18 protein-coding genes, 7 tRNA genes and 1 pseudogene are annotated in these 25,358 nt (G+C 41.9%); 23 read left to right on the forward strand and 3 right to left on the reverse strand.

From position 1 onward, the window contains the following. The first annotated feature begins 12 nt into the window (after positions 1–12). Positions 13–1,740 carry a methyl-accepting chemotaxis protein gene (locus CD00_RS0101510; RefSeq protein WP_026654298.1) on the forward strand — a complete coding sequence of 576 codons (1,728 nt, stop codon included), beginning with the start codon at positions 13–15 and terminating at the stop codon, positions 1,738–1,740. A gap of 227 nt (positions 1,741–1,967) precedes the next feature. Here the strand turns inward: CD00_RS0101510 and CD00_RS20325 are convergent, their stop codons facing one another. Together CD00_RS20325 and CD00_RS0101515 are read right to left on the reverse strand one after the other, a co-directional pair. Then, on the reverse strand, positions 1,968–2,147 hold the full coding sequence (locus tag CD00_RS20325) for a type II toxin-antitoxin system RelE/ParE family toxin (protein WP_207640431.1): 180 nt from the start codon (positions 2,145–2,147) through the stop codon (positions 1,968–1,970). A 161-nt stretch (positions 2,148–2,308) separates the two neighbouring features. Continuing rightward, on the reverse strand, positions 2,309–3,367 hold the full coding sequence (locus CD00_RS0101515; protein WP_026654299.1) for a LacI family DNA-binding transcriptional regulator: 1,059 nt from the start codon (positions 3,365–3,367) through the stop codon (positions 2,309–2,311). Positions 3,368–3,613: 246 nt separating this feature from the next. Here CD00_RS0101515 and CD00_RS0101520 point away from each other — a divergent pair, with 246 nt between their 5' ends. The 5 genes and pseudogenes from CD00_RS0101520 (at position 3,614) to ltrA (ending at position 13,698) form a co-directional block, all read left to right on the forward strand. Continuing rightward, complete coding sequence (locus CD00_RS0101520) at positions 3,614–5,152, forward strand: glycoside hydrolase family 32 protein (RefSeq protein WP_026654300.1); 1,539 nt, start codon at positions 3,614–3,616, stop codon at positions 5,150–5,152. A 91-nt stretch (positions 5,153–5,243) separates the two neighbouring features. Then, on the forward strand, positions 5,244–8,942 hold the full coding sequence (locus tag CD00_RS0101525; protein WP_026654301.1) for a hypothetical protein: 3,699 nt from the start codon (positions 5,244–5,246) through the stop codon (positions 8,940–8,942). Next, positions 8,893–10,137 (forward strand): methyl-accepting chemotaxis protein, encoded by a 1,245-nt coding sequence (locus CD00_RS20960; RefSeq protein WP_026654302.1) that lies wholly within the window; start codon positions 8,893–8,895, stop codon positions 10,135–10,137. The genes CD00_RS0101525 and CD00_RS20960 overlap by 50 nt, the downstream gene beginning before the upstream one ends. A 189-nt stretch (positions 10,138–10,326) precedes the next feature. Continuing rightward, positions 10,327–11,719: pseudogene (locus CD00_RS19695) on the forward strand (IS1182 family transposase). Positions 11,720–12,303: 584 nt separating this feature from the next. Then, complete coding sequence (gene ltrA / locus CD00_RS0101545) at positions 12,304–13,698, forward strand: group II intron reverse transcriptase/maturase (RefSeq protein ID WP_026654303.1); 1,395 nt, start codon at positions 12,304–12,306, stop codon at positions 13,696–13,698. Positions 13,699–13,820: 122 nt separating this feature from the next. On the opposite strand, the gene CD00_RS0101550 is transcribed toward ltrA, so the two are convergent. After that, a complete protein-coding gene (locus CD00_RS0101550) occupies positions 13,821–14,165 on the reverse strand; it encodes a hypothetical protein (protein WP_026654304.1) in 345 nt (114 codons plus the stop codon). Between the two features lie 218 nt (positions 14,166–14,383). Between CD00_RS0101550 and CD00_RS0101555 the strand changes: the two genes are divergently transcribed. From CD00_RS0101555 to CD00_RS16805, 17 genes are all read left to right on the forward strand, one after another. Next, a complete protein-coding gene (locus CD00_RS0101555) occupies positions 14,384–14,605 on the forward strand; it encodes a helix-turn-helix domain-containing protein (RefSeq protein WP_026654305.1) in 222 nt (73 codons plus the stop codon). A gap of 10 nt (positions 14,606–14,615) precedes the next feature. Then, a tRNA-Gln gene (locus tag CD00_RS0101560) sits at positions 14,616–14,686 on the forward strand. Positions 14,687–14,690: 4 nt separating this feature from the next. Continuing rightward, positions 14,691–14,762 (forward strand) — tRNA-Cys (locus CD00_RS0101565). Positions 14,763–14,768: 6 nt separating this feature from the next. Beyond that, positions 14,769–14,841, forward strand: a tRNA-Phe gene (locus tag CD00_RS0101570). A 126-nt stretch (positions 14,842–14,967) separates the two neighbouring features. Continuing rightward, positions 14,968–15,040, forward strand: a tRNA-Lys gene (locus tag CD00_RS0101575). 4 nt (positions 15,041–15,044) lie between these two features. Beyond that, positions 15,045–15,117: transfer RNA gene (locus CD00_RS0101580), tRNA-Lys, on the forward strand. A 4-nt stretch (positions 15,118–15,121) separates the two neighbouring features. After that, positions 15,122–15,194 (forward strand) — tRNA-Gln (locus CD00_RS0101585). A 4-nt stretch (positions 15,195–15,198) separates the two neighbouring features. Beyond that, a tRNA-Asn gene (locus CD00_RS0101590) sits at positions 15,199–15,271 on the forward strand. A gap of 170 nt (positions 15,272–15,441) precedes the next feature. Continuing rightward, positions 15,442–16,221, forward strand: a complete 780-nt coding sequence (locus tag CD00_RS0101595; RefSeq protein WP_026654306.1) for an Rpn family recombination-promoting nuclease/putative transposase — start codon at positions 15,442–15,444, stop codon at positions 16,219–16,221. Positions 16,222–16,745: 524 nt separating this feature from the next. Continuing rightward, a complete protein-coding gene (locus CD00_RS20030; protein WP_185750370.1) occupies positions 16,746–17,372 on the forward strand; it encodes an excisionase in 627 nt (208 codons plus the stop codon). Between the two features lie 86 nt (positions 17,373–17,458). After that, positions 17,459–18,667 (forward strand): tyrosine-type recombinase/integrase, encoded by a 1,209-nt coding sequence (locus CD00_RS16795; protein WP_051594040.1) that lies wholly within the window; start codon positions 17,459–17,461, stop codon positions 18,665–18,667. 89 nt (positions 18,668–18,756) lie between these two features. Beyond that, positions 18,757–19,854, forward strand: coding sequence for a redox-regulated ATPase YchF (gene ychF / locus CD00_RS0101610; RefSeq protein ID WP_026654307.1), 1,098 nt, complete (start codon positions 18,757–18,759; stop codon positions 19,852–19,854). 15 nt (positions 19,855–19,869) lie between these two features. After that, positions 19,870–20,871, forward strand: coding sequence for a prolipoprotein diacylglyceryl transferase (gene lgt, locus CD00_RS16800; RefSeq protein WP_242827191.1), 1,002 nt, complete (start codon positions 19,870–19,872; stop codon positions 20,869–20,871). A 227-nt stretch (positions 20,872–21,098) separates the two neighbouring features. Next, entirely contained in the window at positions 21,099–21,539 is a 441-nt protein-coding gene (gene mraZ / locus CD00_RS0101620; protein ID WP_026654308.1) for a division/cell wall cluster transcriptional repressor MraZ, read from the forward strand. A gap of 9 nt (positions 21,540–21,548) precedes the next feature. Then, positions 21,549–22,487: a 16S rRNA (cytosine(1402)-N(4))-methyltransferase RsmH gene (gene rsmH / locus CD00_RS0101625; RefSeq protein ID WP_026654309.1), complete on the forward strand. Its 939-nt coding sequence runs from the start codon at positions 21,549–21,551 to the stop codon at positions 22,485–22,487. Between the two features lie 38 nt (positions 22,488–22,525). Continuing rightward, a complete protein-coding gene (locus CD00_RS0101630; RefSeq protein WP_026654310.1) occupies positions 22,526–22,966 on the forward strand; it encodes a hypothetical protein in 441 nt (146 codons plus the stop codon). Positions 22,967–23,009: 43 nt separating this feature from the next. Next, positions 23,010–25,346 carry a penicillin-binding transpeptidase domain-containing protein gene (locus CD00_RS16805; RefSeq protein WP_242827192.1) on the forward strand — a complete coding sequence of 779 codons (2,337 nt, stop codon included), beginning with the start codon at positions 23,010–23,012 and terminating at the stop codon, positions 25,344–25,346. The last annotated feature ends 12 nt before the right edge of the window (positions 25,347–25,358 follow it).

Consider the following 25,358-nt stretch of genomic DNA (forward strand, 5'->3'; position numbering starts at 1 on the left):
GAGGTTGGATCGATGAAGAGAAAATCAAGTATTCGTGTAATGATTATGGTTCCGGTCCTTCTATTGGGATTTGTTTCCATTTTTTCAAATGTAATGTCATTAACAAACCTTAGAAAAGTAAATAAGACAGCGTCAACAATTGCGGATGACTATATGTCTGCCATAAATGAACTTGATACTATCGGACAGACATCCAAAAGCATCCATACTTTGGCTCTGTCACATATTGTAGCCACAGATTTTGAGACGATGACTTATGTAATTACCGAAATTGAAGCGGAAGAGGCAGTTATGGATCAGACAATGGCTGATTACAAAAAGTATGTCACCAAGGATAGCACGGCAAGCTATGATAAGATGATTGCTGATTATCATGGTTTCAGAGATGCGGTTAAGGTTCTTTTGGCACAGAGCGCAGCTCAGAAAACCAAGGATGCATATGCGACTGCAAATGGCCTTGTTGCTGAGAGCTCAAAGCAGTTGAATGCAGACATCAACGATATTATTGGTGTATTTCGTGATAGTTCCGATACAGCAAGACAGGATCTCGGCTCCAGCTATATGGTTGCAAGAATTTCGGGATTTGCGGTGATTTTTATAAGTATTCTTGCTGTGGTAATTGCGCTTTACATTGTACTTAGACATGTAATAAGCCCTGTGATCAAGGCTGAGGCGGAGCTTAATGAAATTATTGAAGGTATCAACAGACGTGAGGGGGATCTTACAAAGCGTATCACGATTGAATCCAATGATGAGATCGGAGCTCTTGGTAAGGGTATCAACTCATTTATTGAACATCTTCAGAATATCTTTTTGACCATCACAAACAATTCATCTGCAATGGATAAGGTTGTAAGCGATGTTTTGGGAAGTGTAAAGACATCAAACAGCAGTGCCGCAGATCTTTCTGCGCTTACGGAGGAACTTACCGCTACTATGGAGGAGGTTGCGGACAGTGCAGGTACTATTAATAAAAATACGGAAGCTGTAAGAGCTGAAGTTGATGAGATGGCTGATAAGAGTCACGAGATAAATGAATATTCAAAGATTATGAAAGAGCATGCGGATGCGATGGAACAGTCTGCAAGAACAACTATGGCTGAAACAAATGCTAAGGTTGAGGATATTCTTACATCTCTTAATCAGGCTATTGAAGACAGCCGGAGTGTTGATCAGGTTAATTCACTTACAGCTGAGATCATGAGTATTGCGACACAGACAAACCTTCTTTCTCTTAACGCTTCTATCGAAGCTGCAAGAGCGGGAGCAGCCGGAAAAGGCTTTGCGGTTGTTGCGAGTGAGATTGGATCTCTTGCCGAAAACAGTAAGAGAACTGCCGGAAACATTCAGGAAATCAACTCTGTTGTTGTTGAGGCGGCTCATAATCTTTCAAGCAGCGCAAATGAACTTGTTGATTATTTGCAGAATTCAATCTTGCCTCAGTTTGAAAAGTTTGTTGAAGACGGCGAAAAATATAAAGAGAATGCCAATTACATCGAAAGCGTCATGAACGACTTCAGCAATAAGACAGAAGGGTTTAAGTCAACTTTCAGTGATATAGCAGAGTCTATCAACAATATCACAACATCCATAGAAGACGGCGTCCGCGGTGTTTCTTCAGCAGCTGAAAGCACTCAGGTACTTGTATCCGATATGGACAATATTTCAAGACGTATGGATGAGAATAGCCGTATTGCAGGCGAACTTGATGAGGAAACGGCTATTTTCTCAAAGATATAACAAGGTAACTTTCCCTTATTTACAAGGATTGTGAACCTTTATATAGTGATTGGATTGCGGTTTTCCCTTGTTTTTGCCCTTATGAGGTAGATACAAGGGAAACTTTTTTATCCGACTATAACCCGATAAAGCTGCATGGTTACACGTTTTTTCGTGCAATTTTTTAAACCGATAAATACAGTGATTAGGGAGCAAAAGTTTGATAGTTATTTGTGCTTTTTGAAATATTAGGTCATTTTTTCAAAGAATTTATCAAGATCCATTGCGTCATAAGGTTTACGGACAATTTCAACGCGCTCATTGGTTTCATCTACAATGTATAGAACAACGTAATTGTCAACATTCAATCGGCGCATACCAAGGCTTGCAATAGTTGATGGAATGGATCCTGCAACAGGTAAGATCATTTTCAGAAATTGATCATTGATATATAGACCAAGACTTTTTGTAATTCCTCATCTGCTGGGGATATAGAAGTCTTGGTCTTTTCATTTATTTTTCTATGGCGTTCAAATACCAGGGCAAGGGCTTCTCGCACTTTGCTGAACAATATTTTAAAAAGTGTAGTTTATTTAATCGTATTTCCGGTTGATTCTCTTATTATGATATCTGTTTCTACATATGTTTTTTTGTAAGGAGTATTTGGATTTGCAATCCTGGAAAGCAGAATATCCGCAGCAATAAAGCCCATGGAGCTTGAATGGATCTTCACCGTGGTAAGACTTGGCTCGATGATGGTGGCTTCGGGCGCATTATCAAATCCGCAGACCGCAACGTCCTTCGGAACTTTTTTACCAAGCTGCCTAAGGGCCTTTATGGTGCAGATTGCAAGGTAATCGTTGGCACAAAAGAAAACTTCAGGCATTTTCCCAAGCTCGCTGATCCTTGCAGCGAGATAATCTGTATCTTTGTACGGACTCGTGTCGTCATCAAGAATACAGGATCCGGTGTCGATGCCAATCCCGCTATCTGTCATGGCTGAAACGTAGGCCTGCCACCTCTCATTGAAGGACTGGCAATGGAATCTGTCACCAACAAATGAGATGTTTCTCTTTCCGCTTTGGATAAATGAACTGATCAGGCGGTAGACGCTTGTAACATTCTCCATGTAGAGAGTATCAGCTGCCAATCCGAATTTCTGAAGAACAGGGGTATCTACAAAGAGAATGGGAATATTCAGGCTGCAGAGGAATTTGCTGTATTTTTCGGAAAAGAGCTCTATACAGAGAATTCCTGCTATATTGTCCATGGAAAAATTAGTTGGGAGGCTTAAGGATTCAATATCATTATCTTTAATAATGTTGATTGAAAGCTTGTAGCCCAGTGAATCTATTCTGTTCTGAAATGCCTCAAGAAGCTTGGTTCCTGAATGGGATGCACCGGGAAAAGAATGAGTGAACAGGGCTATTTCTGTCTTGCCGTCCTTTAATGCTAAGAGCGTACTTGATGCTGTATCAGCGGTATCAACTAAACTAAACTGCTTGTAGCCCATGGCTGTAGCCATCTGACAGATCTTACTCCTGGTTTCCGAAGATACGCTTCCTGAGTTGTTAAGTGCTCTGGAAACAGTATTTCTTGACATTCCAAGTGCGTCTGCAATTTCCTGTAATGTTACTCTTTTTCCCATAATGGATGTCCCCTAAATACTTTCTGAGTTTTTTATATTCGGTAAATATCATAACGCTGCAATAGTAATGTGTCAAATGCACTAATTTCTGTATGATAATTGTGCATAATTCACAAAAAAGAAACCCATAAAAACACTGAATTTCACGAAAAACTGTGTCATATGCACTTTTAGATTGATACAAATGACACAAAATGCTATATTGTTTCTGTCAAGTGATAGTGCAAAATCACCAAGGGAGGAATTATGCATAGAATAAAAACATTGCTTTTGATTGGCATTATGACCATCGCCAGTGTTGGATGCTCATACAAAGCCGCAGAACCGGATACTACTTTAGATGAAACAACAGAGGAAAACGTGCAGTCAGCGGATGAAAAGTATCTGGGAGAGAACATTGAAGATCATATCGTTTTTCCGTCATCAGTGGAGGGACTTGTGGGCGATACAATGCCGTTTTACGACGAGGGAAAGTACAATGTCTTTTACCTGGCAGACCAGAGAGACGGTAAGCAGGGATATCACCCTTGGGGGCTGATCCAGACTACAGACTTTGCCTCATATGATGACAAGGGAGTTGTTTTGAATTATGGAGACGCTGTAGAAGACCAGGACATAGCTCTTGGAACCGGAAGTGTAATAAAGGGAAATGACGGTAAGTACCATGCTTTTTATACTGGACATAACGATATGTTTGAGCCAAAAGAAGCAGTGATGCATGCTGTCAGCAGCGATCTTATAAATTGGGAAAAGATTCCCGAAGATACACTTTATGCAAACGAGAATTATGCACAGAACGACTTCAGGGATCCGTTTGTTTTCTATGTTGAATCAGAAAAGTGCTATTCAATGCTTGTTGCAACAAGACAGAACAACATCGGAGTCATTGCAAGATACACTTCAGAGGACTTAAAGAGCTGGGAAGATGCCGGTGTTTTCTTTGAAAATGATATGGGAACCGATTCAAATCTGGAATGCCCGACACTCCTTTCTTATAAAGGAAAGTGGTACTTGTCATTCTCTGATCAGTGGCCTCACAGGCTTGTTCATTACAGGATAGCAGACAATTTTGAGGGCCCGTTTGAGATCTCTTCACAGGACATCTTTGACTGCAACGGCTTCTATGCAGGAAGAATGGAGACAGACGGAGAGAACTTATATGTTGTCGGATGGAACGGAACGAAGAAAAAGCATACAGACAATGAGGACTACGACTGGGGCGGAAATATGGTCACTCATAAGCTTGTGCAGCATGGAGATGGAAGCCTCACACCTGTTTTAAACCCTGAGCTTGAAAAGCTTTTATCTAATGAGCTTTCGCTTACACCAGTCAAGATGACTGATTCAGCTTCTCTTTCGGAGGGCGTTATATCTTTTGCCGGTGAAAAATATGAGATGGTGGGATTTAAGGAGCTTCTTGGCAGTTATCTTATTAAGACCACGATCAGGGATTTTGATAAAGACGGTATGTTTGGGTTCTGCTTTGATACAAACGAAGAAAGTGTCGGAAGCCTGAACATTGTGTTTAACGGCGCCAACAACAGGATTGAGTTCTACAACGGCAGCAATATTATGGAAAGAACAGCTCAGTCATATGTTGATTTCAATTTAGCAGATAAGAATGAGCTGAATGTTTCACTGCTTGTTGCAGACGGCGTTGTGTGCATGTATGTCAACGATGAGATTGCTTTCACAACAAGGATGTACATGTCACAGGGCTCTGATTTTGGGGTGTTTAGTGTTGAATCAAAGGCAAGTTTTGAAGATTTGAAGGCATTTAAGTAAGGATAGGATAGTTGTCTTTTGGGAGAAGGCTTAGGAAGCAGATATCGTTTATAGAGGTGGAATGCTATGGGGTTAGATTTAAAAAAAAGTAGTGGCAGTTGCATCAAAATATAAAGTTGCACTCGGGGGAATGCTCGCGATCGTTGCAACCTGCACAGGAATTGCGGTATGCGGAACTAAAGAAGCGCTTCAGCAGTCAATCGAGGATGAGATTGTTGCGCTTGCGAGTTCATGGCCTTCATCTTTTTTTTCGCATGACTATATCGAACCGGAATATGTTGATGATGAAAACCGCACCAATAATGCTTTTAACGTTGCAGATTTTGGAGAGCAGGGAAATAACGGATGGTTTTACAGATATGGATCATCACAGGACCCGGCAAGGTCTAAGAGACTTGAATCTTATGATGGAGAGAGATACTTTCAGCCCGGACAAAAGGGATTAGAGATAAAGTCCAATTTTATTCATACCGCGGAGGAAGTCGCATCAATACTGGAGTGGCGAGCTGCAAAGGGCGGAGATATAAATATTGACCTTGCATATGTCAAAAACGTAAATAATGATAAAAATCCCATGTATCCTGATGGCGTAACACTGTACGTTTACAAGGGGGATGAACCTATCGGAAGATACAAGGTCGATGCAAAGACAGACAAGGAAGAAGTTGTAGAAGAGTCCTTAAAAGATATACATGTCGATGAGCTGGAAAGCCTGTACTTTGTTGTGGATCCGAACATGAACAACGCTTACGACGGTGGTTCATTATATGTTGCCATTTCCGATGTAAATGCCGGCGGTCCTACAGCGAAAAAGGATACAGACAGAATTGATAATAATGCTTATTCCATTGATGATTTCGGCCACCAGGGAAATAATGGCTGGACTTATATGTGCGGAAAAAGCATCGCTGATGCAAAACTTGTATCAACAGAAAAGGACGGAGAGTACATGAATTCTACATCTCCAAATCTTTCAATCAGCCAGTTCTTTATTCATCCATCAATAAATGATGAGGCGATGCTGTGCTGGCAGCCTGCGGTCGATGGTGCCGTTGAAATAAGAGGAACTTACACCAAGTTTGAGCAAAACGACGGAAATCCTGACTGGCCGGATGGTGTAACTGTGTCTGTCTACAGGAACAGAGAAAAGCTCTTTTCCCAAAAAGTTGCAGCACCAAAGAAGGGCAAGAATGAGATTTCTTTCAGGGAAAAGAATGTAAGCGTAAGCACGTCAGACAGATTATACTTTGTGGTTGATGCAGGAGGAAATGCGTCTTACGATGGCGGCGCATTCGATATTGCAATCCTTGACAGGACCGGCGCCACAACCGAAAAAGACGTTGTTATTGCCGGAGATGATACAAGAGAAAACTACGCAGACGTTAAATATGACTTTGGCAAACAGGGAGAAAACGGCTGGTTCTATCAGGAAGGTTATGGAGATGACCCAAATGATGTATGCAATATGCGCATCTTTGACGAAAAGGAGTACAGATATTTTGACAGCAGCTACCTGGAGATAAAGAGCGATTTTGTAAGTCCCGGAAAAGGAAAATCTGCTGTGATCAAATGGAAGGTCGCAAAAACAGGAACAATCAGGCTTAATACTTCCTATACCAAGTTTAAGAATGAGGATAAGAATCCAAGCTGGCCCGACGGAACCAGGGTTACTCTTTATCATAATAATACGGTTCTTACACAGGAGGAATTTGCGCCAGACACCAAGCAGGAAATATCTAAGCGCATGGATGTTGAGTCCTTAAAAGTAAATAAGGACGACTATATTTCCATGGTCATCAATTGTAAGGAAAACAACGCCTATGACGCGGGAAAATACGAGTTTTCCGTTTTTGACCTCACCGATGTTACCACAGAAAATGATATATCGATCAACGAATGCGAGACAAGGCAGAACTTTGCTGATGTTAAATATGATTTTGGTGAGCAGGGAAAAAATGGCTGGTTCTACCAGGAAAGCATAGGAGATGCTCCGTTCGTCGCCTACAATATGCGAAAATACAGTCCTGAAGAAGAGCGATACATTGATTCACGCGATCTGGAGATAAAGAGAGATTTTGTGAATCCCGGAAAGGGCAAGTCCGCAGTTATCAAGTGGAAAGTAGCCCAGAACGGAACGATCAGGATTGATGCTTCATATACAAAGCTTAAGAACGAGGATAAAAATCCGGATTGGCCGGATGGAACAAGGGTGACACTGTATCATAATGGCACAGTTTTAGTTCAGCAGGATTTTGATGCTGAACTCAATGAAGTTACCAAAAGACTTGATGTTGCAGGACTTGATGTTGCCAAGGATGACTATATATCAATGGTCATCAATTGTAAGGAAAACAATGCCTATGATGCAGGTCTTTATGAGTTTTCCATAAAGGGATTGTCTGCGCTTACGGGACAGACAGAGAGAGACGTTATAAATTGGGATAAAGGCCGTTCAAACAACGCATCACTCCAGGATGATTTCGGAAAGCATGGAGAAAACGGCTGGTGCTTCCAGTCAGGATACTATCAGGATCCATACTTTGCTGTGAACGTTGAGCGACTTGAAGAAAATGGCGAGAAATACACGACTCTTGACGGAATAGAGATAAAACGTGATTTCATCATGCCTGCTAACAAGGGAAGATCTGCAAATGTGAAGTGGGTCGCAGCTGAAAACGGCAAGATCGACATAATGGCATCCTATACAAAACTTCTTAATGAAGATAAAAATCCGGATTGGCCGGACGGCGTGACAGTGTATCTTTTCAAGAACAGAGAAGTCTTGAAAAAAGAGGATTTCGCGCCACTTACCGATGAGAAGATCACGAAGGATCTGTCAGTAGAGGATGTTGAGGTACGTGCCGGAGATTGCATTACTCTTTTGGTAGATGGAAAGGCAAATACCGCTTATGACGGCGGAAACTTCACTTTTGTGATCGAAGATGCAGAGCTTAGGACCATGAAGATGGTCAATAACAGCGGGAAGAATTATGCAAATCTTTCTTATGATTTTGGGGAGCAGGGCAGTAACGGTTGGTACTATCTTGAAGGCAGAAGAATAGACAAAGCAGAGGTCTTGTCAAAGAAGACTGCTGATGGAACAGGGTTTATTTCAAGAAAATTTAGCGGCCTCGAAGTGAAGAAGGACTTTGTGCAGCCAAGGCTCAATGCCGATGCAATGTACAAATGGGTTGTGGCAGTTGACGGAGAAATAGATATAACCGGTCAGTATGTGAAGTTTGGCCATGAAGATCCAAATGCAGACTGGCCTGACGGCGTAACTATCGAGATCTTCAAGAATAACTCCAGACTGTATAACACTGTTTGCAACTGCTCGAAAGGTGAAGGAAACGATAATGCAAGAGCTGTAAACATCGAGAAACTGCAGGTTAAGAAGGGAGACATCCTTACTTTTGACATAGGCTGCAACAGGAATAATGCCTGGGACGGAGGAAGACTTGAAATTGATATTGCTGATTCTGAAGGAATCAAGGTTTCAGTAGGCGATGAAGTCAGGACCAACAACACTGTACTCGGTAATCTTGAATCATTCGAGCAGGGTAAGGACGGATGGTGGTTCCTTGAAGGAAAAGACTTAAACAGTGCAAAAGTCCTTGTATATGCTAATGAGGATAAGACTGCTTTTATTTCTCCTTCCAATAAGAATCTCGAAATGAAGAAAGACTTTGTTCATCCCGGAGAGAAGAAGGCAGCAATATATCAATGGGTAGTGTACGAAGATGGAAAAAATCGATGTGCTTGGCGACTATACCAAATTCGGGCAGACTGACGCAAATCCTGATTATCCGGATGGTGTGGGACTTAAGGTGTTCTTAAATGAAGAGCTTCTTGAGGAAAAAGATATAGCGGTTTTGCAGGGAGATGGCAATGATAACAAGGCAGACTTCATGTTTACTCAGCTTGACGTCAGGAGAGGTGATAAGCTTTCATTTGTTATTGACGGAAAGAATAATATAGCCTATGACGCAGGTAGATTGTCTGCGAGGGTTTATGCGGCAAAAGAGAAGGCTGAAGGTGAGGAACTGCGGACTAACAACACTAATCTCTTTGAATCATTTGGTGAGCAGGGCACAGATGGCTGGACCTATGGAATGTGCGACTGGGATGGAAAGAACTTTGAAGAGCTTTCCTATGATCCTGATAATGAAAGATACTATAATAACGGAAAACCTGAGCTGAAAAGGGATTTTGTAGAGCCCGGAAATGGCAGAAACGCTGCATACAGATGGGAAGCAGTTAATACAGGAAAAATAAAGGTTTGCGGAAGCTACACCAAGTTTGCCAATAATGAAGACCCTGATGCCAACGGCATTTGCATGAGAATTTTCGTAAACGGCGAAGAAAAGAAGTGGTTTGGTGGAATTACCCAGGGCAACTTTGATTCTGAAAAAGAGATAACATTCGATGAAGAGTATATTGTTCACGAAGGTGACATCGTAATGTTTGCTGTGGATCCTGACGGAAACGACAGCTACGATGGCGGAAGACTTTCTGTAGTTATCAAAGATGCTGACAAGAACTCAGATGATGAGGAAAATGGAGATAAGCCCGAACCCGGAGAAGGTGGCAATGCTGAGAATCCTGGTGAAGATGATGGAACGTCAGAAAATTCTGGAGAAGGTGGTTCTGATAGCGAAGGTAGGAGCAATAGCACAAGAGCGGGTGATGATGGAAAGGGATTTGCTGTTGTAGCAACTGAAGTTGGTAAGCTTGCAGAAAACACGCAGAGCTCACTTAAGGACGTTGGTGCAATAATTGAAAGAGTTCAGAAGAACGTAGAAGAGATTACAGGACAGGTTGAGATTAACCAGAATATCGCAGAGAGTATCAGAAGTGAGAACGAGCAGTTTGTGGCTATCAGTACCATGGCTGGAAATAATGCTACAAATACTGAGCATGTTGCACAGCAGGCTAGTGCAATCAATGACATGGTTGATGAGATTAATCGTCTTCTAAATAATTAAAAAGATGTGAGTGTCAAAAGACTGTGCCTTCTAAAAAAGAGGGCACAGTCTTCAGACTGTAGACAAAGTCCACGGCATCTGCCGTGGATTTTTCTTTATAAAAGTGCCTCGAGCCCAGTATTTATCTGGGCTTGAGGTACTTTTTCTGGTATAATAGAAGTATCAAAGTTGGGGATGAGGATTGCCTTTATGATGACTTCTAATACCGAAAGAAAGCGTGAACAAATGCAGTTTGTGAGCATGGATGATCTGGTACCTCAGGATCACATGCTCAGGCTTATTGATAAAGCAATTGACTGGTCATTCATATATGACCTTGTTGAAGATAAGTATTCATCAGATATGGGCAGGCCCAGCATGGATCCTGTCACACTCATTAAAATCCCTTTCATTCAGTATCTATACGGAATTCGCAGCATGCGACAAACTATCAAGGAAATAGAAGTCAACGTTGCATACAGATGGTTCCTGGGCTTAGAGCTTAACGAGCCTGTCCCACACTTTTCAACTTTTGGAAAGAACTATACAAGACGCTTTAAGGATACAGACCTTTTTGAGCAGATATTCCAGCGCATTCTTGAAGACTGCTATCGCTTCAAGCTGGTAGACCCTACTGCTGTATTTGTAGATGCTACTCATGTAAAGGCGAGAGCAAACAACAGAAAGATGCAGCATAAACTTGCAAAGCAGGAAGCATTGTTCTACGAAGAAATGTTCAAAAAGGAAATAAACGAAGACCGAGCTGAGCATGGCAAAAAGCCACTTAAAGATAAGGATGATGATGACGATAAAGGTGCTGGTGGACATGATGATTTCAGTGATTTCACAGACGACGTTCCTAAAGATACCAAGAAAGTAAGGTGCAGCACTACCGATCCTGAAAGTGGATGGTTCAGGAAAGGTGAACATAAGAATGTATTCGCGTATGGAATTGAAACAGCCTGTGACAAGAACGGATGGATTTTAGATTTCACTGTCAACCCAGGCAATGAGCATGACAGCCGTACATTCAAAGGACTTTACGATAAGATCAGGGATATCGGCGTGGAAACAATCGTTGCAGATGCAGGATACAAAACTCCAGCTATAGCAAAAACTACTCATAGATGATGGCATCAAACCTCTTCTTCCCTACAAGAGGCCAATGACGAAGAAAGGATTCTTCAGAAAATCTGAGTTTGCTTATGATGAATACAATGACTGCTATATATGTCCAAACGATCAGGTGCTGGAGTATTCGACCACAAATCGCGATGGATACAGAGAATACAAGAGTTGCGGAAAGGTCTGCGAAAACTGTCCTTACCTTGAACAATGTACACTTAGCAAGAATCATGTAAAACTGGTAACCCGTCATATCTGGGAAGATTACATGGATGAATGTGATGACATAAGATACACCGAGGGGATGAAAGATCTCTATTCTCACAGGAAGGAGACAATAGAGAGAATCTTTGGGACAGCCAAAGAGAATCATGGATTTAGATATACACAGATGTATGGAAAGGCGCGGATGGAAATGAAGGTCGCGCTTACCTTTGCGTGTATGAATCTAAAAAAAGCTTGCAAGAATCAAGAATGAATGGCGGTTAGAAATGGCCTGATAAGGGCTGTTTCTGACCATTTTTATTATGAAAATCCGGCTTAGGAAGACAAAATGGCCTTGAGAGCTATGCTCTCAAGACCACTTTGTCGTGCGTCTAGCGGCGCACGTTTCTAACGGGTTAAAGTCCCGAATCCGCCCGGTAGTGGGAAGGATATAGCCGAAAGCAAGGGTGTCCGTCGCGAGGCGGAATCTAAAGGAAGCTGGATGTGGGGAACATACTAACCCACGGGCAAATCTCTGGTCTGACGAACAGAAATCTCATATGAGGTTACGCATGAGGGTAAGACTGCGACACAAGTTGAAGCCCGATAACTACACGGAATCATGTGTAATAAATGAGACAGATGGATGGAGAGGAAGAAACGTGTGGTACCTAGGGAGGTCTGCGTGAAATGCTCTGAAAGGAGTAACCACCGTACAAGGAAACGAGGCGGTGCTGAACATGCAGAAGTCAGCAGAGGTCATAGTAGGGATATGGACATGGAAACATGGACATGCTAACCGAAGGACCGAATCAGTAGGAGTCTTAAGTATGACCGAGAAAGGAGGAATGACCGTTAATGGCAGAAAACATAGATAATAATGGCTGTTCGCAAAGAGATAGTGCGGAACACAAAGGGTATGCGAAAGCGCTTAGGTCATTCAATCGGATATGGAAAGAAAGAGACAGTGCACAGCCGAAGCTCTTGGAAGCAATACTGTATAAGGATAACTTTAACAGAGCGTATAAAAGAGTTAAGGCAAACAAGGGAGCGCCAGGTATTGACGGAATGACTATCGAAGAGGCACTTCCGTACCTTAAGGAACATCAACAGGAGTTAACTGACCGCATATACCGCGGCAAGTATACCCCATCGCCTGTCAGGCGAGTTGAGATTCCAAAACCAGATGGTGGTGTGCGCAAGCTTGGCATACCCACCGTAATAGACCGAACACTCCAACAGGCAATAACCCAACAGTTAGTGCCAATCTATGAACCATTGTTCGCGGATGGAAGCTACGGCTATCGTCCAAACAGAAGCGCAAAGGATGCTATACAGAAGGTAAAGGAATACGCAGAACAAGGGTACACTTTTGCAGTAGTCTTGGACTTATCAAAGTATTTCGACACCTTGAATCATGAAATCCTCATCACTCTCCTCAGAAAGAATGTGAAGGATGAACGTGTAGTTCAACTAATAAAGCGTTATCTGAAAAGTGGGGTAATGGAAAACGGAGTGGTCATTGATACAGAGGAAGGTTCACCGCAAGGTGGAAATCTATCTCCGCTTCTTGCGAATATCTACCTCAATGAGTTTGACCAAGAGTTTCTGAAAAGGGGCGTACCTTGCATAAGATACGCAGATGACATAGTTCTTCTTGCAAGAAGCAAAAGGGCATCAGAGAGGCTATTGGAAAGCAGTACAAAATACCTCGAAGAGAAACTGAAGTTAACAGTAAACAGAGAGAAAAGCCGTACTGTAAGTGTGTTTGCAATCCGAAATTTTAAATTCCTTGGCTTTGCATTGGGAAGGAACGGAAGTGGCATTTATGTCAGAGTCCATCCAAAGTCATGGAAGAAGTTTAAGTCCAAGCTGAAAGACATATCTTCCCGTAAGTCTGTACAGTCCATCAAGCCAAGCCTAGAGAAAATCAAGGTGTATGCTAGAGGATGGCTTAACTACTATGGAATAGCCAGCATGAAGAACAACATAGATGACATTAATAAGTGGCTCTATCACAGAATACGCATGTGCATATGGAAACAGTGGAAACTTCCCAAGACAAAGAAGAGGAATCTTATTAAACTGGGGATACCCGAATACTATGCACATATCACAGCCAACAGCCGTAGAGGCTATTGGTTTGTGTCTGGTATGGGTGCGGTTAACCGTGCCTTATCAAAAGAAAGACTGATAAACAGTGGCTTTTATGATTTAGCCACAGCCTATCAGTCTGTGCACGTCAACTATTGAAAGCGCCGTATACCGAACGGTACGTACGGTGCTGTGAGAGGACGGGAGCCAATCACTCCCTCCTACTCGATTACAGTCTGAAGACTGTGCCTTCTAAAAAAGAGGGCACAGTCTTTTTTTATTTAATACGAGGAGCTAACTATAAGCATTTCAGTAGCGTTAGACATCCTGCGGCTCTTGTTAACGAATTTAAATGATTCGTTAGTGCTGTAGTGGCAGTCAGGGTTGATGCAGCGCCATCTTCGCTGCTTAAGGATAAGAACAAGAGAGTAATTATCTTGTAAGATCGGATGATTGATGGTTCTTTTCTTGATGCCTCGTGAATACATCCTAAATCCGCAGATAGGACAGAAATGGGCAGTGGGGTGTGTTTCGAGAGTAAGAACTTTTGTCTGACCTTGGATATCAATGCTTTTGGTGATTACATCGTTATCTTCAAGGTCCAGTAAATCTGTGATACTATTCATGTATCCTCCTCCTTTGATATTTAGTCCAAGAAACATCATAAGAGACGGAGGAAGTGCAGGAAATGATTCTTGCATAAAAAAACCGGGATTAGTCAGTTTCAATAACTGATTAATCCCGGTTCTATTTATTATTACTGTAGACCCTCAAACCAAACCCTCAAAGTAGCCCCTCACGATAGACCCTCAAACTAGACCCTCAAAAACTTTGAATACCCAAAATGGATTATCCAATAATAGATATTGAAGGAACAGGAATACATATAAGAGATTTGATAAGGGAAAGCGGTTATACAGTTACAGAAGTTTCTGAATACCTTGGGACAAGTACTTCTCTTGTATACAGATACTTAAGAGGAGAGGTTCTTCCAAGCATTGACAGGATTGTGGCTCTTTCTGTGTATCTTGAAGTCCCTATAGAAAGAATAATAGCAGTCGAGTGAGGCTGCACTATGCGGTATGGGGTAATGGTAGCCCACAGGATTTTGGTTCCGGTAATCTTGGTTCGATTCCAAGTACCGTAGTTTAGGCGTAGTAGCCAAGATGGAAAGGCTCCGGATTGCAACTCCGGGATCGTGAGTTCGAATCTCACCTATGCCTCTATATGGATTCGTAGCTCAAATGGTAGAGCGGGAGATTGAAGATCTCCGCGTAGGCGGTTCGATACCGCCCGAATCCATTACGCTTCCTTGGCAGAGCGGATATGCACCGGCCTTTTAAGCCGAGAGATGCGGGTTCCCTCGCGGAACTCGGAGTCGCAAGCTTGGCATTCCCCGGATGCCTGCGCCCCCATGGGGAGTATTTAGCTGTCTTAGCTCAGTTGGAAGAGCAACGGTCTTTTAAACCGTAGGTCATGGGTTCAAGCCCCATAGGCGGCATTAAGCTGTTGTAGCTCAGTTGGAAGAGCAGCAGACTCTTAATCTGAAGGTCGTGGGTTCGACACCCACCAGCAGCATTGATGCGGTATAGCTCAAATGGTAGAGCGCTTGATTCTGATTCAAGATGTTACAGGTTCGATTCCTGTTACCGTAGTTTCGGACATATAGCTCAATCGGCAGAGCATCCGGCTGTTAACCGGAGGGCTGTGGGTTCAAATCCCTCTATGTCCGCTGTTTCGGTTTTTCTGTTTTGAGGAATCGGGTTATAAATTTCATTTTTTCTTTAGAAAGTTGCGTACTTTAGCGGATTTGCTATAATGTAAGTGAGTATAATTTGTTTTATGAATGGGTTATCTTCTGTTCTGCATAACAAAGAGTACATGATGAAAGGGAGCTAATTCATGAGACATAAAGAATTTAAAGACCTAACTTTTGCGGATGATTTTATGTTTGCAAAAGTAATGCTTAATGAAAAGTTGTGCAAGCAGCTGCTTGAGATTATTCTTGAGGTGAAAATCAAGAAATTAAGCTATCCGGAAGAACAAAAAACTATCAATCCTTCATATGATAGCAAGAGTGTAAGGCTTGATGTGTATGTGGATGATGAAAAAGGCACAGTTTATAACATTGAGATGCAGACAACAAATCCGGGTAATATTCCGAGGCGTGCGCGTTATTACCAGGGGATGATAGATCTTAATTTGATAGAAAAAGGCGAAGATTATCATAAACTGGCAAAGAGTTACGTCATTTTTATCTGTACTGAGGATATTTACGAATTAGATAAACCGGTTTACAGATTTGAGAATTACTGCAGAGAGTATGAGCTTCCGTTTGGAGATGATTCATACAAGGTTATTCTTAACGCAGCTTGTACTGAACTCCATGACACAGAGCTTGGAAATTTCCTGAGGTTTGTTCGTACCGGTGAGCCGATGGATGAATTTACAGATAATCTACAAAACGAAGTTAATGTTGTTAAACGCAATGAGAAATGGGAGGTGGAGTACATGACACTTCTGATGAGAGATAATGAAAAGAAAAAAGAAGGACGAAAAGAATATCAGCTACTTCTTAGGGCTATTCCAAAAGAGTCTGATGATTTTACGCTTGCCCTGACTGCTGAAGACGATGTCATTGAAGCTCTTATGGAAAAATATAATATCTATTCTGAAGAATAATATATGACACAGCTGAATTAGCGGTGTTTAAAATGATTTTTGATGATTAAGTTTTTGCGGCTTTCACTTATAGTATAGGTGAAAGCTGTTTTTATTTTTTTTAATAGACTTATTATTCCCCTTATTTCTGTAGTTATTAGTGAAGGGATTTTCCCTTGTCTGTACTTTGACAAGAGAATATACATTCACTAAGTACGTTCCTGTAGTATGTAGCCCCAAAGGTACGCCTTGCGCGATATAGCCTCACTGGAATGTAGGTAGCACCGGCACTGGCGATGACAGCTGCGGGTATAATGATACTTCCGCTCAGCCACAACTCATCGTAATGGGAGCGGTCTTGCGAGAACCGCAGGAAGGGTTGAGCCTATGGAGCTGTGCTGCAGCCGCTTAGTGATTTCCCGTTCTCTGGGGCGCCGTGGGCAAATAGGGGAACATATAACTGTTTGATTTTAAGAAGGTATTCCGCTGTGTACTGGCAGTGGGTGCCTTCTTTTTACTTCATAATTATAGGAGAGAATACACATATGAAAGAGATAAAACGTGGTGATATATATTTGGCAGACTTGGGAGATAATATAGGGTCTGTACAGCGAGGAGAACGGCCTGTAATCGTCGTTCAGAATAATAAAGGTAACAGATATTCACCAACAATCACCGTGATACCAATTACAACCAAAATTCATAGGAGCAAAGGATTCCCGACGCATGCCATCCTGGATCATATGGGAGGATTAGATGAGGAATCGGCATCCATGGCTGAACAGATAACTACAATTAGCCGCAGCAAGTTGGCACGGTATATAGGACATTTAACTGATAAATTCATGATTTCCCATATAGATAAGACATTGCAGATACAATTGGGGCTTTTTACGCCAGCAAGTGGCGTAAATTACGCCAGGGGCAAAGCCGCAGAAATACTGGATTCTTTCGGCTTGGGGAGTGAAAAAAGTAGCGGAATTGGCGTACCGATATGGTACAAGGTTTCCCTAACCGTTGAGGAAGCTGCAGAATATTCCAATATAGGTGTCAATCGCATCAGGGAATTGTGCAAAGATCCCATGACAAAGTTTTCGTTTAAGGTGGGAAAAAAGGTTTTGATCAAGAGAGAAGCATTCGATGAGTATTTGCGTGGCATCAGCTTGATGTAGTTGTGCTATGCTTGAAAATATCGCGTTTCTGTGTTATTTTGTTATACGCATGAGGATGCTCTTTTTAATATGAAAAGGAGCGTTTTATGGGAAAAGATTTAAGAGGCCGGGAGATGGGCGAAGGCATCATGCAACGCAAAGATGGTCGCTACTCGGCACGATTTACAAGCAGAAGAGGACGTAGAGTAGAGAAGTGTTTCGATACTGTTGCTGATGCAAGAAAGTGGTATATGAGAAACAAGCTTCAGGATGAGCAGGAAGGTGAAGAATCCATAGAGTATACCATGACGGTAGACCAATGGTTTCATTACTGGTTGAAGACTTTCAAGAGCAACCTGTCACCCAATACCATTCGTAACTATACAGATCGTTATTACAGCGATGTAAAGAATGCGATCGGTGATATGCTCTTAGTAGATGTGAAGGCAATGCATTGCCAGCAGATTTTAAATAATATGGAACCATATTACGCGAAATCCACCATCTATCAGACATACATCTGTATAGGCTCTATGTTTAAATCAGCATTGAAGAACGACTTGATTACGAGGCATCCGCTGGATGGTGTTGATTTCAAATGTAACAAGATGAAGAAGCCGATTCGATTCTTGGATTTAGAGGAACAGAACATTTTCCTTGCGTATGCCGACAAGAACAGCAATGCCAAGGCTTTTCGCTTAGTATTGCAAACGGGATTAAGAACGGGTGAACTGGTAGGTCTTACCTGGGATAACTTTGACAGAGTAAAGAGAACGCTTACAGTTGATAAGACGATGGAATATCGTTATGAGAGCGGAGCCTGGAGAGTCGGCCCGCCTAAGACGATGTCAGCATTTAGAACCATTCCTCTTACCAATGAAGCGTATGATATTCTTTTCGAGTTATATATTAAAAGGGAGACCAGAAAGGAATCGCCGGTACTGTCTCAGGTACTTACATTCAGAGATCCCAGAACCGGTTTGGTACGCGAAGTGTGCATGCAGGATTTGATTTTTATCAACTGCCGTACCGGCGAGCCAACCAAGAATTCAACGTATGATACCAATCTGGAGAAGCTTTGCAGAAAGGCTGATATTAAGCCATTCAGCATGCATGCGTTGAGACATACTTTCGCAACCAGATGCGTCGAAAGAGGAGTTAATCCTAAGTCTTTACAGAAGATTTTAGGACATGCACAGTTGTCAACCACAATGGATACTTATGTACATGTTACAGACGATTCATTACAGGTTGCGATGATGCAGTTTCAGTTGCCTTGTTTTTTTACACCAAAATTTTGGGGAGTAAAAAAATAATAAAAACTTATCATTTCTGGCGTAAAAATTGCGAAAATCAGACATGGTGAAACAAAAAAACCCGTATTTACGGGCATGGAGGAATAAAAATGAAACTAGGAATCGTAGGTTTACCCAACGTTGGCAAATCAACTCTTTTTAATTCACTTACAAATGCAGGAGCGCTTGCTGCGAACTATCCGTTTGCTACGATTGACCCTAACGTGGGCGTTGTTGCTGTTCCGGATAACAGACTTAAGCAGCTTGGGGACCTTTATCATTCCAAGAAGGTGACACCTGCTACTATAGAGTTTGTCGATATCGCGGGACTTGTTAAGGGAGCATCTAAGGGTGAGGGACTTGGAAACCAGTTTCTTGCAAATATTCGTGAGACTGATGCAATCGTGCATGTGGTTAGATGCTTTGATGACACAAACGTTATTCACGTTGACGGAAGTGTTGATCCCGTGCGTGATATAGAGACAATCAACCTTGAGCTTGTATTTGCCGATCTTGAAGTTCTTGAGCGCCGAATCGCCAAGACTGCCAAGACTGCAAGAATGGATAAGACTGCAGCAAAAGAGCTTGATATATTAAATAGGATAAAAGAAGTTCTTGAAGCTGATAAGATGGCAAGAGAACTTGAGTTTGAAGATCCGGAGGAGAAGGCATTTGTAAACAGTCTTGATCTTCTTACATGGAAACCCGTAATTTATGCGGCTAATGTTAAGGACGAAGATCTTGCGGATGACGGTGCATCAAACAAATATGTTGCTGCCGTTAAAGAACTTGCATCCAAGACAGGAAGCGAAGTATTCGTTATCAGTGCGCAGATTGAGGCTGAGATCTCAGAACTTGATGAAGACGAGAAGGCTGAGTTCCTTGAAAGCCTTGGTCTTACAGAGTCGGGACTTGATAAGCTCATTGCCGCAAGTTACAAGACTCTCGGACTTATGAGCTTCCTTACATCGGGAGAAGATGAGACAAGAGCCTGGACTATCAAGATCGGAACAAAGGCACCTCAGGCAGCAGGTAAGATTCACACTGACTTTGAGAGAGGCTTTATCAAGGCGGAAGTTATCAATTATCAGGATCTTCTTCGCGAAGGCTCTATTGCGGCAGCAAAAGAGAAGGGACTCGTACGTATGGAAGGAAAAGAGTACGTGGTTCAGGACGGAGATGTTATTCTGTTCAGATTCAATGTTTAATACGGGAGGAATACTATGACAGCCGGTGATATGGGGAGAATGGACATAGATTTTCCTAATCTGCACATATATCTGCACAATGTCCCTAAAAGCTTTGAAGTGTTCGGATTTACCATTGCACTTTACGGAGTGATAATCGGATTCGGCTTTTTGTTTGCTCTTTTTCTTATAGCGAATGTTGCGAAAAAGACAGACCAAGACCCCGATATTTACTGGGACCTTGCGGTATATGTAATTATCTTTTCCATAATAGGAGCGAGATTGTATTACGTCATCTTTTCGTGGGACAGTTACAAGGATGATCTTCTTGGAATCCTTGCGATAAGAAACGGCGGACTTGCGATATATGGCGGTGTTATTGCGGGATTTGCGACGATATACATTTTTTCAAGAGTGAAAAAATGCAAGTTCTTAAAGCTTACCGATACCGTTATGCCGGGACTTCTTCTCGGGCAGGTAATGGGAAGATGGGGGAATTTTACCAACAGAGAAGTTTTCGGTGAGTATACGGACGGACTTCTTGCCATGAGACTTCCTATTGAAATGGTCAGAAGCAGCGATGTTTCGGATCTCATGATAGAGCACATGAACGGAGCAAACTACATTCAGGTTTCTCCGACATTTCTTTATGAAAGCTTATGGAATCTCGGACTTCTTATAATAGTTCTTCTTTATACAAAGCACAAGAAGTTCGATGGTGAGATCACACTCATGTATCTTGGCGGATACGGAATCGGAAGAGCATGGATAGAGCATGTGAGAACGGATAGGCTCTTTTTTGCCAATACCAAGATACCGATTTCCATGATGATAGGATTGTGCTGCTTTGTATTTGCGGCTGTTGCTGAGGTAGTCACGAGAGTAAGACTTTCAAAGGTTGCAGTTGGTGGCACAGAAGCCGTGGTAGAGCAGGAAAAAGAAGCGGATAAAGAATCTGAGCCTGAATCCGAAGCAATTGAGGGTGAAAAAGCTCAGAAAGAAATGAATAACGAAATTGAATCAGAAAATAAAGAATAAAAAGATAACGGAAACACAATAGCAGAAATTACTTTAGCTTAAAATCGATTAAGAGGAGTCTCGAAAGAGGCTCCTTTTTTATGCTAAAAATGTGCTAATTACGACAATATCTAAGCTAATTACTTTACTAAAATTTTATGTTTTTAAGGTTGTTTAATGATTAATTTTGTTTTATAATGACTTCAGGTGGTAAAAAGTGTTAAAAAGTGGTTGAAAGTGGGAGATAAGTGGGAACAGCATTTAAAGGTGAATACAGCCATTCCATCGATGCTAAAGGAAGGCTCATAATTCCTGCTAAATTCCGTGAACTTCTTGGTGAACAATTTGTGGTTACTAAGGGGTTTGACGGCTGTCTTTTCGTATTCGCCGAAGAAGGCTGGGAACAGTTTGAAGCAAAACTACAATCACTTCCTATGGATAAACCCGAAGCCAGAATGTTAGGGCGTTTCTTTATCGCCGGTGCTATTGATGCGGAGATTGACAAGCAAGGAAGAATACTTCTTCCCGCGAATCTTTTGCAACATGCCAAGATCGAGAAGGAGGCTATAATTGCCGGAGTCGGCAACAGAGCTGAAATCTGGAGCAAGGCTGAATGGGAGAAGGCAAGCACATTTGATGATATCAATTCAATTGCTGCCAAGATGAGCGAATACGGCTTAAGTATCTAAGGTAAACACATGGAATTCAATCACTATTCTGTACTTCTTGAGGAAGTGCTTGATAATTTGAATATTAAACCGGATGGATTATATCTGGACGGAACTCTCGGAGGGGCCGGACACTCTTTTCACATTGCGGAGAGACTTACGGCCGGAGGACACCTGTACGGAACGGATCAGGATGCGGACGCTATCGCAGCCGCAACCAAAAGACTTGAGCCGTTTAAGGACAGAGTTACTGTCATCAGAGACAATTACGAGAATGCTGTCAAGAGACTAAGAGAGCTTGGGGTTACGGGAGTTGACGGAATCTTGCTTGATCTTGGAGTGTCATCATACCAGCTTGACAACGCCGAGAGAGGCTTTACTTACAAAGAGGATGTGCCTCTTGATATGAGAATGGACCAAAGACAGCAGCTTACAGCGAGAGATATAGTCAACGACTATTCAGAGACAGAGATCTTTCATATTATAAGAGACTTTGGCGAAGATAAATTCGCTAAGAATATAGCAAAGCACATTTGCATAGAGCGTGAGAAGAGCCCCATAGAGACGACCTTCAGACTCAACGAGATCATCAAGGCTGCGATACCTGCAAAGATGAGAGAGAAGGGCGGACATCCTTCAAAGAGGACTTATCAGGCAATACGAATTGCTTTGAATAGAGAGCTTGACGTTTTGTCAGGTTCGCTTGACGGATTTATTGACTTTTTAAATCCCGGTGGAAGACTCTGCGTTATCACTTTCCATTCATTGGAAGACAGGATAACGAAGAATAATTTCAGGACCAATGAAAAGCCATGCACATGCCCGCCGGATTTCCCGGTCTGTGTTTGCGGTAAAGTTTCAAAGGGCAAAGTAATAACAAGAAAGCCTATTCTTCCAAGTGAAAAAGAGCTTTCTGAAAACAAGAGATCGCAGAGTGCAAAGCTCAGAGTTTTTGAGAGAGCGCTGTGACGGTCCGATCACACACTAAAACAGAAAGGAGAATGAATATGGCTAACGCATACATCTATGGCAACACAGTCAGACGAGTATATGAACCTGATCATGTGCGTAGAAGAGTCCATGTTCAGGAGCCTTTAAGAAGACATAAAAAACGCCATCATATGAGTTTTGGATACTTATTGTTCTTGTCTTTTGCAATGGTTGTAATGGTAGGAACTTTGGCTTTTTATATTTCGCTTCAGTCAAGAGTTACTGCCAGTATGAAAAATATAGCCCAGCTTGAGAAACAGCTGAACAGTTTAAAACAGGATAATGACGAGAACTATAACAGAGCCAACGGCAGGATGAGCCTTGATGAGATAAAAGAGGCGGCTATTGGCTTCGGTATGACTTATGCTGATGACGGCCAGATCGTAAAATACACTGACGATGGCGGCGACGATTATGTAAGACAGCTCGCACCTATACCGCAGGCGTCAAATAAGTAATAAGGAAATATCTTTTGCCATGAAAACTGTTAAAACTAAAAATGTGCAGAAATTTACAATAGGAATGAAGAAAAAGCTGGTAGTACTTTTTATGTTGGTATTACTGGCTTTTGCTGGATTAGGAGCGAGACTTATCAGTATCACTACCAATAACGGCAAGGAATATGAGAAAAAAGTTCTTTCCCAGCAGCGATATGATTCGACAACCATTCCTTATAAAAGGGGTTCGATCCTTGATTGTAACGAAAGCACGCTCGCGTGGAGTGAGAAGGTATATAATCTGATCCTTAATGCAAACGTACTTCTCAGTGATAAAGATAAAAATAAAGATAAGGATAAAGATAAAATCCAGCTTACGCTTAATGCGCTAAATAAGTATTTTTCCGCACAGATGAGTGCAAACGGGATCGACCTTAAATGGATACAGGATTATCTGGAAAAAAATTCGGATAAGAAGTATTACATTCTGGCAAAAAAACTGAGCTACGACGAGATAAAAGATTTTCAGGATTATGCGTCAAAAGAAAATCTTAAAGGTGTATATTTTGAAGCCAAATATATAAGAAAATATCCCGAGAATACTTTGGCAAGTGATGTTATCGGATTTACTTCTGCCGATGATGTCGGACAGTGGGGACTTGAAAAACAGTACAACGATATTCTGGGAGGAGTTGAAGGAAGAGAGTATGGTTATCTTGATGATGACTTAAAACTTGAAAGAACAACAATTCCTGCAATAGACGGTAATAGCATAGTTACTACTATAGACAGCCATCTTCAGGCGGTTGTTGAGAAATATCTCAATGTATTTAATGAAGAGAACAAAGGAAAAGTTCGTCCGGGAAACGGTGCAATGAACGTCGGATGCATTATGACGAACATCAATACCGGCGAGATTCTTGCAATGGCAAGCTACCCCAACTTTGACCTTAACAATCCGTGGGATGCTTCCAAACTTGTCGGAATGCCCGAGCTTCATAAATACACAGAAGATGTGTTGGATGAAGAAGGTAATATTAAAATCCAAAAAGGAGATGTAGAGCAGGTCGTAGATGATGATACTAAAAACCCTGTCTATATTACAGCGGAAAGAGCAGAGCAGTTAAATAATTCTGATGATGCCGAAACTTACGAGCAGAAAGTTACAAATCTGCAAGCGATGTGGAAGAACTTCTGCATATCTGATACCTATGAGCCCGGATCTGTCTCTAAACCTATTACTGTTGCCATAGGCCTTGACAGCGGAAAGATCACGGGTAATGAGACATATAATTGCGGAGGATATCTTGAAGTCGGCGGACATAAAATTCACTGCCATAACACAGGCGGTGACGGAATTATTTCTGTTCAGCAGGGTATTCAGAAATCATGTAACGTTGCAATGATGCATGTTGCTCAGGCGACGGGAATACATATTTTTTCAAAATATCAGAAAAACCTTGGACTTGGACTTAAGACCAATATTGATCTTCCGGGTGAACCTTTCATGGATACCGATGTGATGATACACAGAGAAAACGGTGAGAACAGTAAGAACGGGGATGTCGTAATGGTTCCGTCCGATCTTGCGACATACTCATTCGGTCAGGGTTACAACTGTACCATGATAGAAATGATAACTGCTTTTAATTCCTTAATTAATGGCGGTAAGTTTTATCAGCCTCATGTTGTAAAAAAGATTCTTTCAAGCAGCGGAAGCACAATAAAGAATATCGAGCCGAGACTCCTTAAACAGACTGTTTCCGATAGCACTTCAGAGAAGATAGTTGAGTACTGCAACACTGTTACTCAGGAAGGCGGTACAGGAACAACAGCCGTACCTGTCGGATATAAGATTGGCGGCAAGACCGGAACTGCCGAGATGAGTATCAATGGTAGGCGTGATAAGATAAACTACGTAGTTTCTTTTATGGGATATGCGCCTGCAGATAATCCGGAGATCTCGATATATGTTGTTGTGGACAGACCCAATACGATCAAGCAGGATAATGCTAGATTTGCTACAACAATTGTACATAATATTCTTACAGAAGCACTTCCTTATCTCGGATATCCGATGACAGAGGAAGTTACAGAGAAACAGCAGCAGGAACTTAATGAGTTCAGAGAAAAATACGGTATTACTTCCGCACCTCCCAAAGTAGAGGAAAATCAGGAAGACGAAGCTGCTGAGGGAAATTCTTCTGAAGAACAAAAAGAAGAGACAGAAGAAAATAAGGAGCCTATCTGGAAATCATTTGACGTTGACCCTGAGACGGGGTATTATATTAACCCGAACACAGGAAATTTAGTTGATCCTGATAGCGGATATGAATTGGGTAGCAGTGCATTTGAGGATGAGCTTTCAGATGACGCGCCTAAAGAAACTGCAAATAATTAAAATTCATTGGGG

The sequence above is a fragment of the Butyrivibrio sp. AE3003 genome (genome assembly GCF_000686065.1).
Classification (GTDB): Bacteria; Bacillota; Clostridia; order Lachnospirales; family Lachnospiraceae; genus Butyrivibrio; species Butyrivibrio hungatei_A.

What these genes read in the sequence shown, in the direction of transcription:
- CD00_RS0101550 (WP_026654304.1), bottom strand. Translation starts at nt 14,165, where the DNA reads ATGAATAGTATCACAGATTTACTGGACCTTGAAGATAACGATGTAATC.
- CD00_RS0101520 (WP_026654300.1), top strand. Translation starts at nt 3,614, where the DNA reads ATGCATAGAATAAAAACATTGCTTTTGATTGGCATTATGACCATCGCC.
- CD00_RS0101515 (WP_026654299.1), bottom strand. Translation starts at nt 3,367, where the DNA reads ATGGGAAAAAGAGTAACATTACAGGAAATTGCAGACGCACTTGGAATG.
- lgt (WP_242827191.1), top strand. Translation starts at nt 19,870, where the DNA reads ATGACAGCCGGTGATATGGGGAGAATGGACATAGATTTTCCTAATCTG.
- rsmH (WP_026654309.1), top strand. Translation starts at nt 21,549, where the DNA reads ATGGAATTCAATCACTATTCTGTACTTCTTGAGGAAGTGCTTGATAAT.
- CD00_RS0101630 (WP_026654310.1), top strand. Translation starts at nt 22,526, where the DNA reads ATGGCTAACGCATACATCTATGGCAACACAGTCAGACGAGTATATGAA.
- CD00_RS0101595 (WP_026654306.1), top strand. Translation starts at nt 15,442, where the DNA reads ATGAGACATAAAGAATTTAAAGACCTAACTTTTGCGGATGATTTTATG.
- CD00_RS0101555 (WP_026654305.1), top strand. Translation starts at nt 14,384, where the DNA reads ATGGATTATCCAATAATAGATATTGAAGGAACAGGAATACATATAAGA.
- CD00_RS0101510 (WP_026654298.1), top strand. Translation starts at nt 13, where the DNA reads ATGAAGAGAAAATCAAGTATTCGTGTAATGATTATGGTTCCGGTCCTT.
- CD00_RS16795 (WP_051594040.1), top strand. Translation starts at nt 17,459, where the DNA reads ATGGGAAAAGATTTAAGAGGCCGGGAGATGGGCGAAGGCATCATGCAA.
- CD00_RS20325 (WP_207640431.1), bottom strand. Translation starts at nt 2,147, where the DNA reads ATGATCTTACCTGTTGCAGGATCCATTCCATCAACTATTGCAAGCCTT.
- CD00_RS20960 (WP_026654302.1), top strand. Translation starts at nt 8,893, where the DNA reads ATGGAAAAAATCGATGTGCTTGGCGACTATACCAAATTCGGGCAGACT.
- ychF (WP_026654307.1), top strand. Translation starts at nt 18,757, where the DNA reads ATGAAACTAGGAATCGTAGGTTTACCCAACGTTGGCAAATCAACTCTT.
- ltrA (WP_026654303.1), top strand. Translation starts at nt 12,304, where the DNA reads ATGGCAGAAAACATAGATAATAATGGCTGTTCGCAAAGAGATAGTGCG.
- CD00_RS20030 (WP_185750370.1), top strand. Translation starts at nt 16,746, where the DNA reads ATGAAAGAGATAAAACGTGGTGATATATATTTGGCAGACTTGGGAGAT.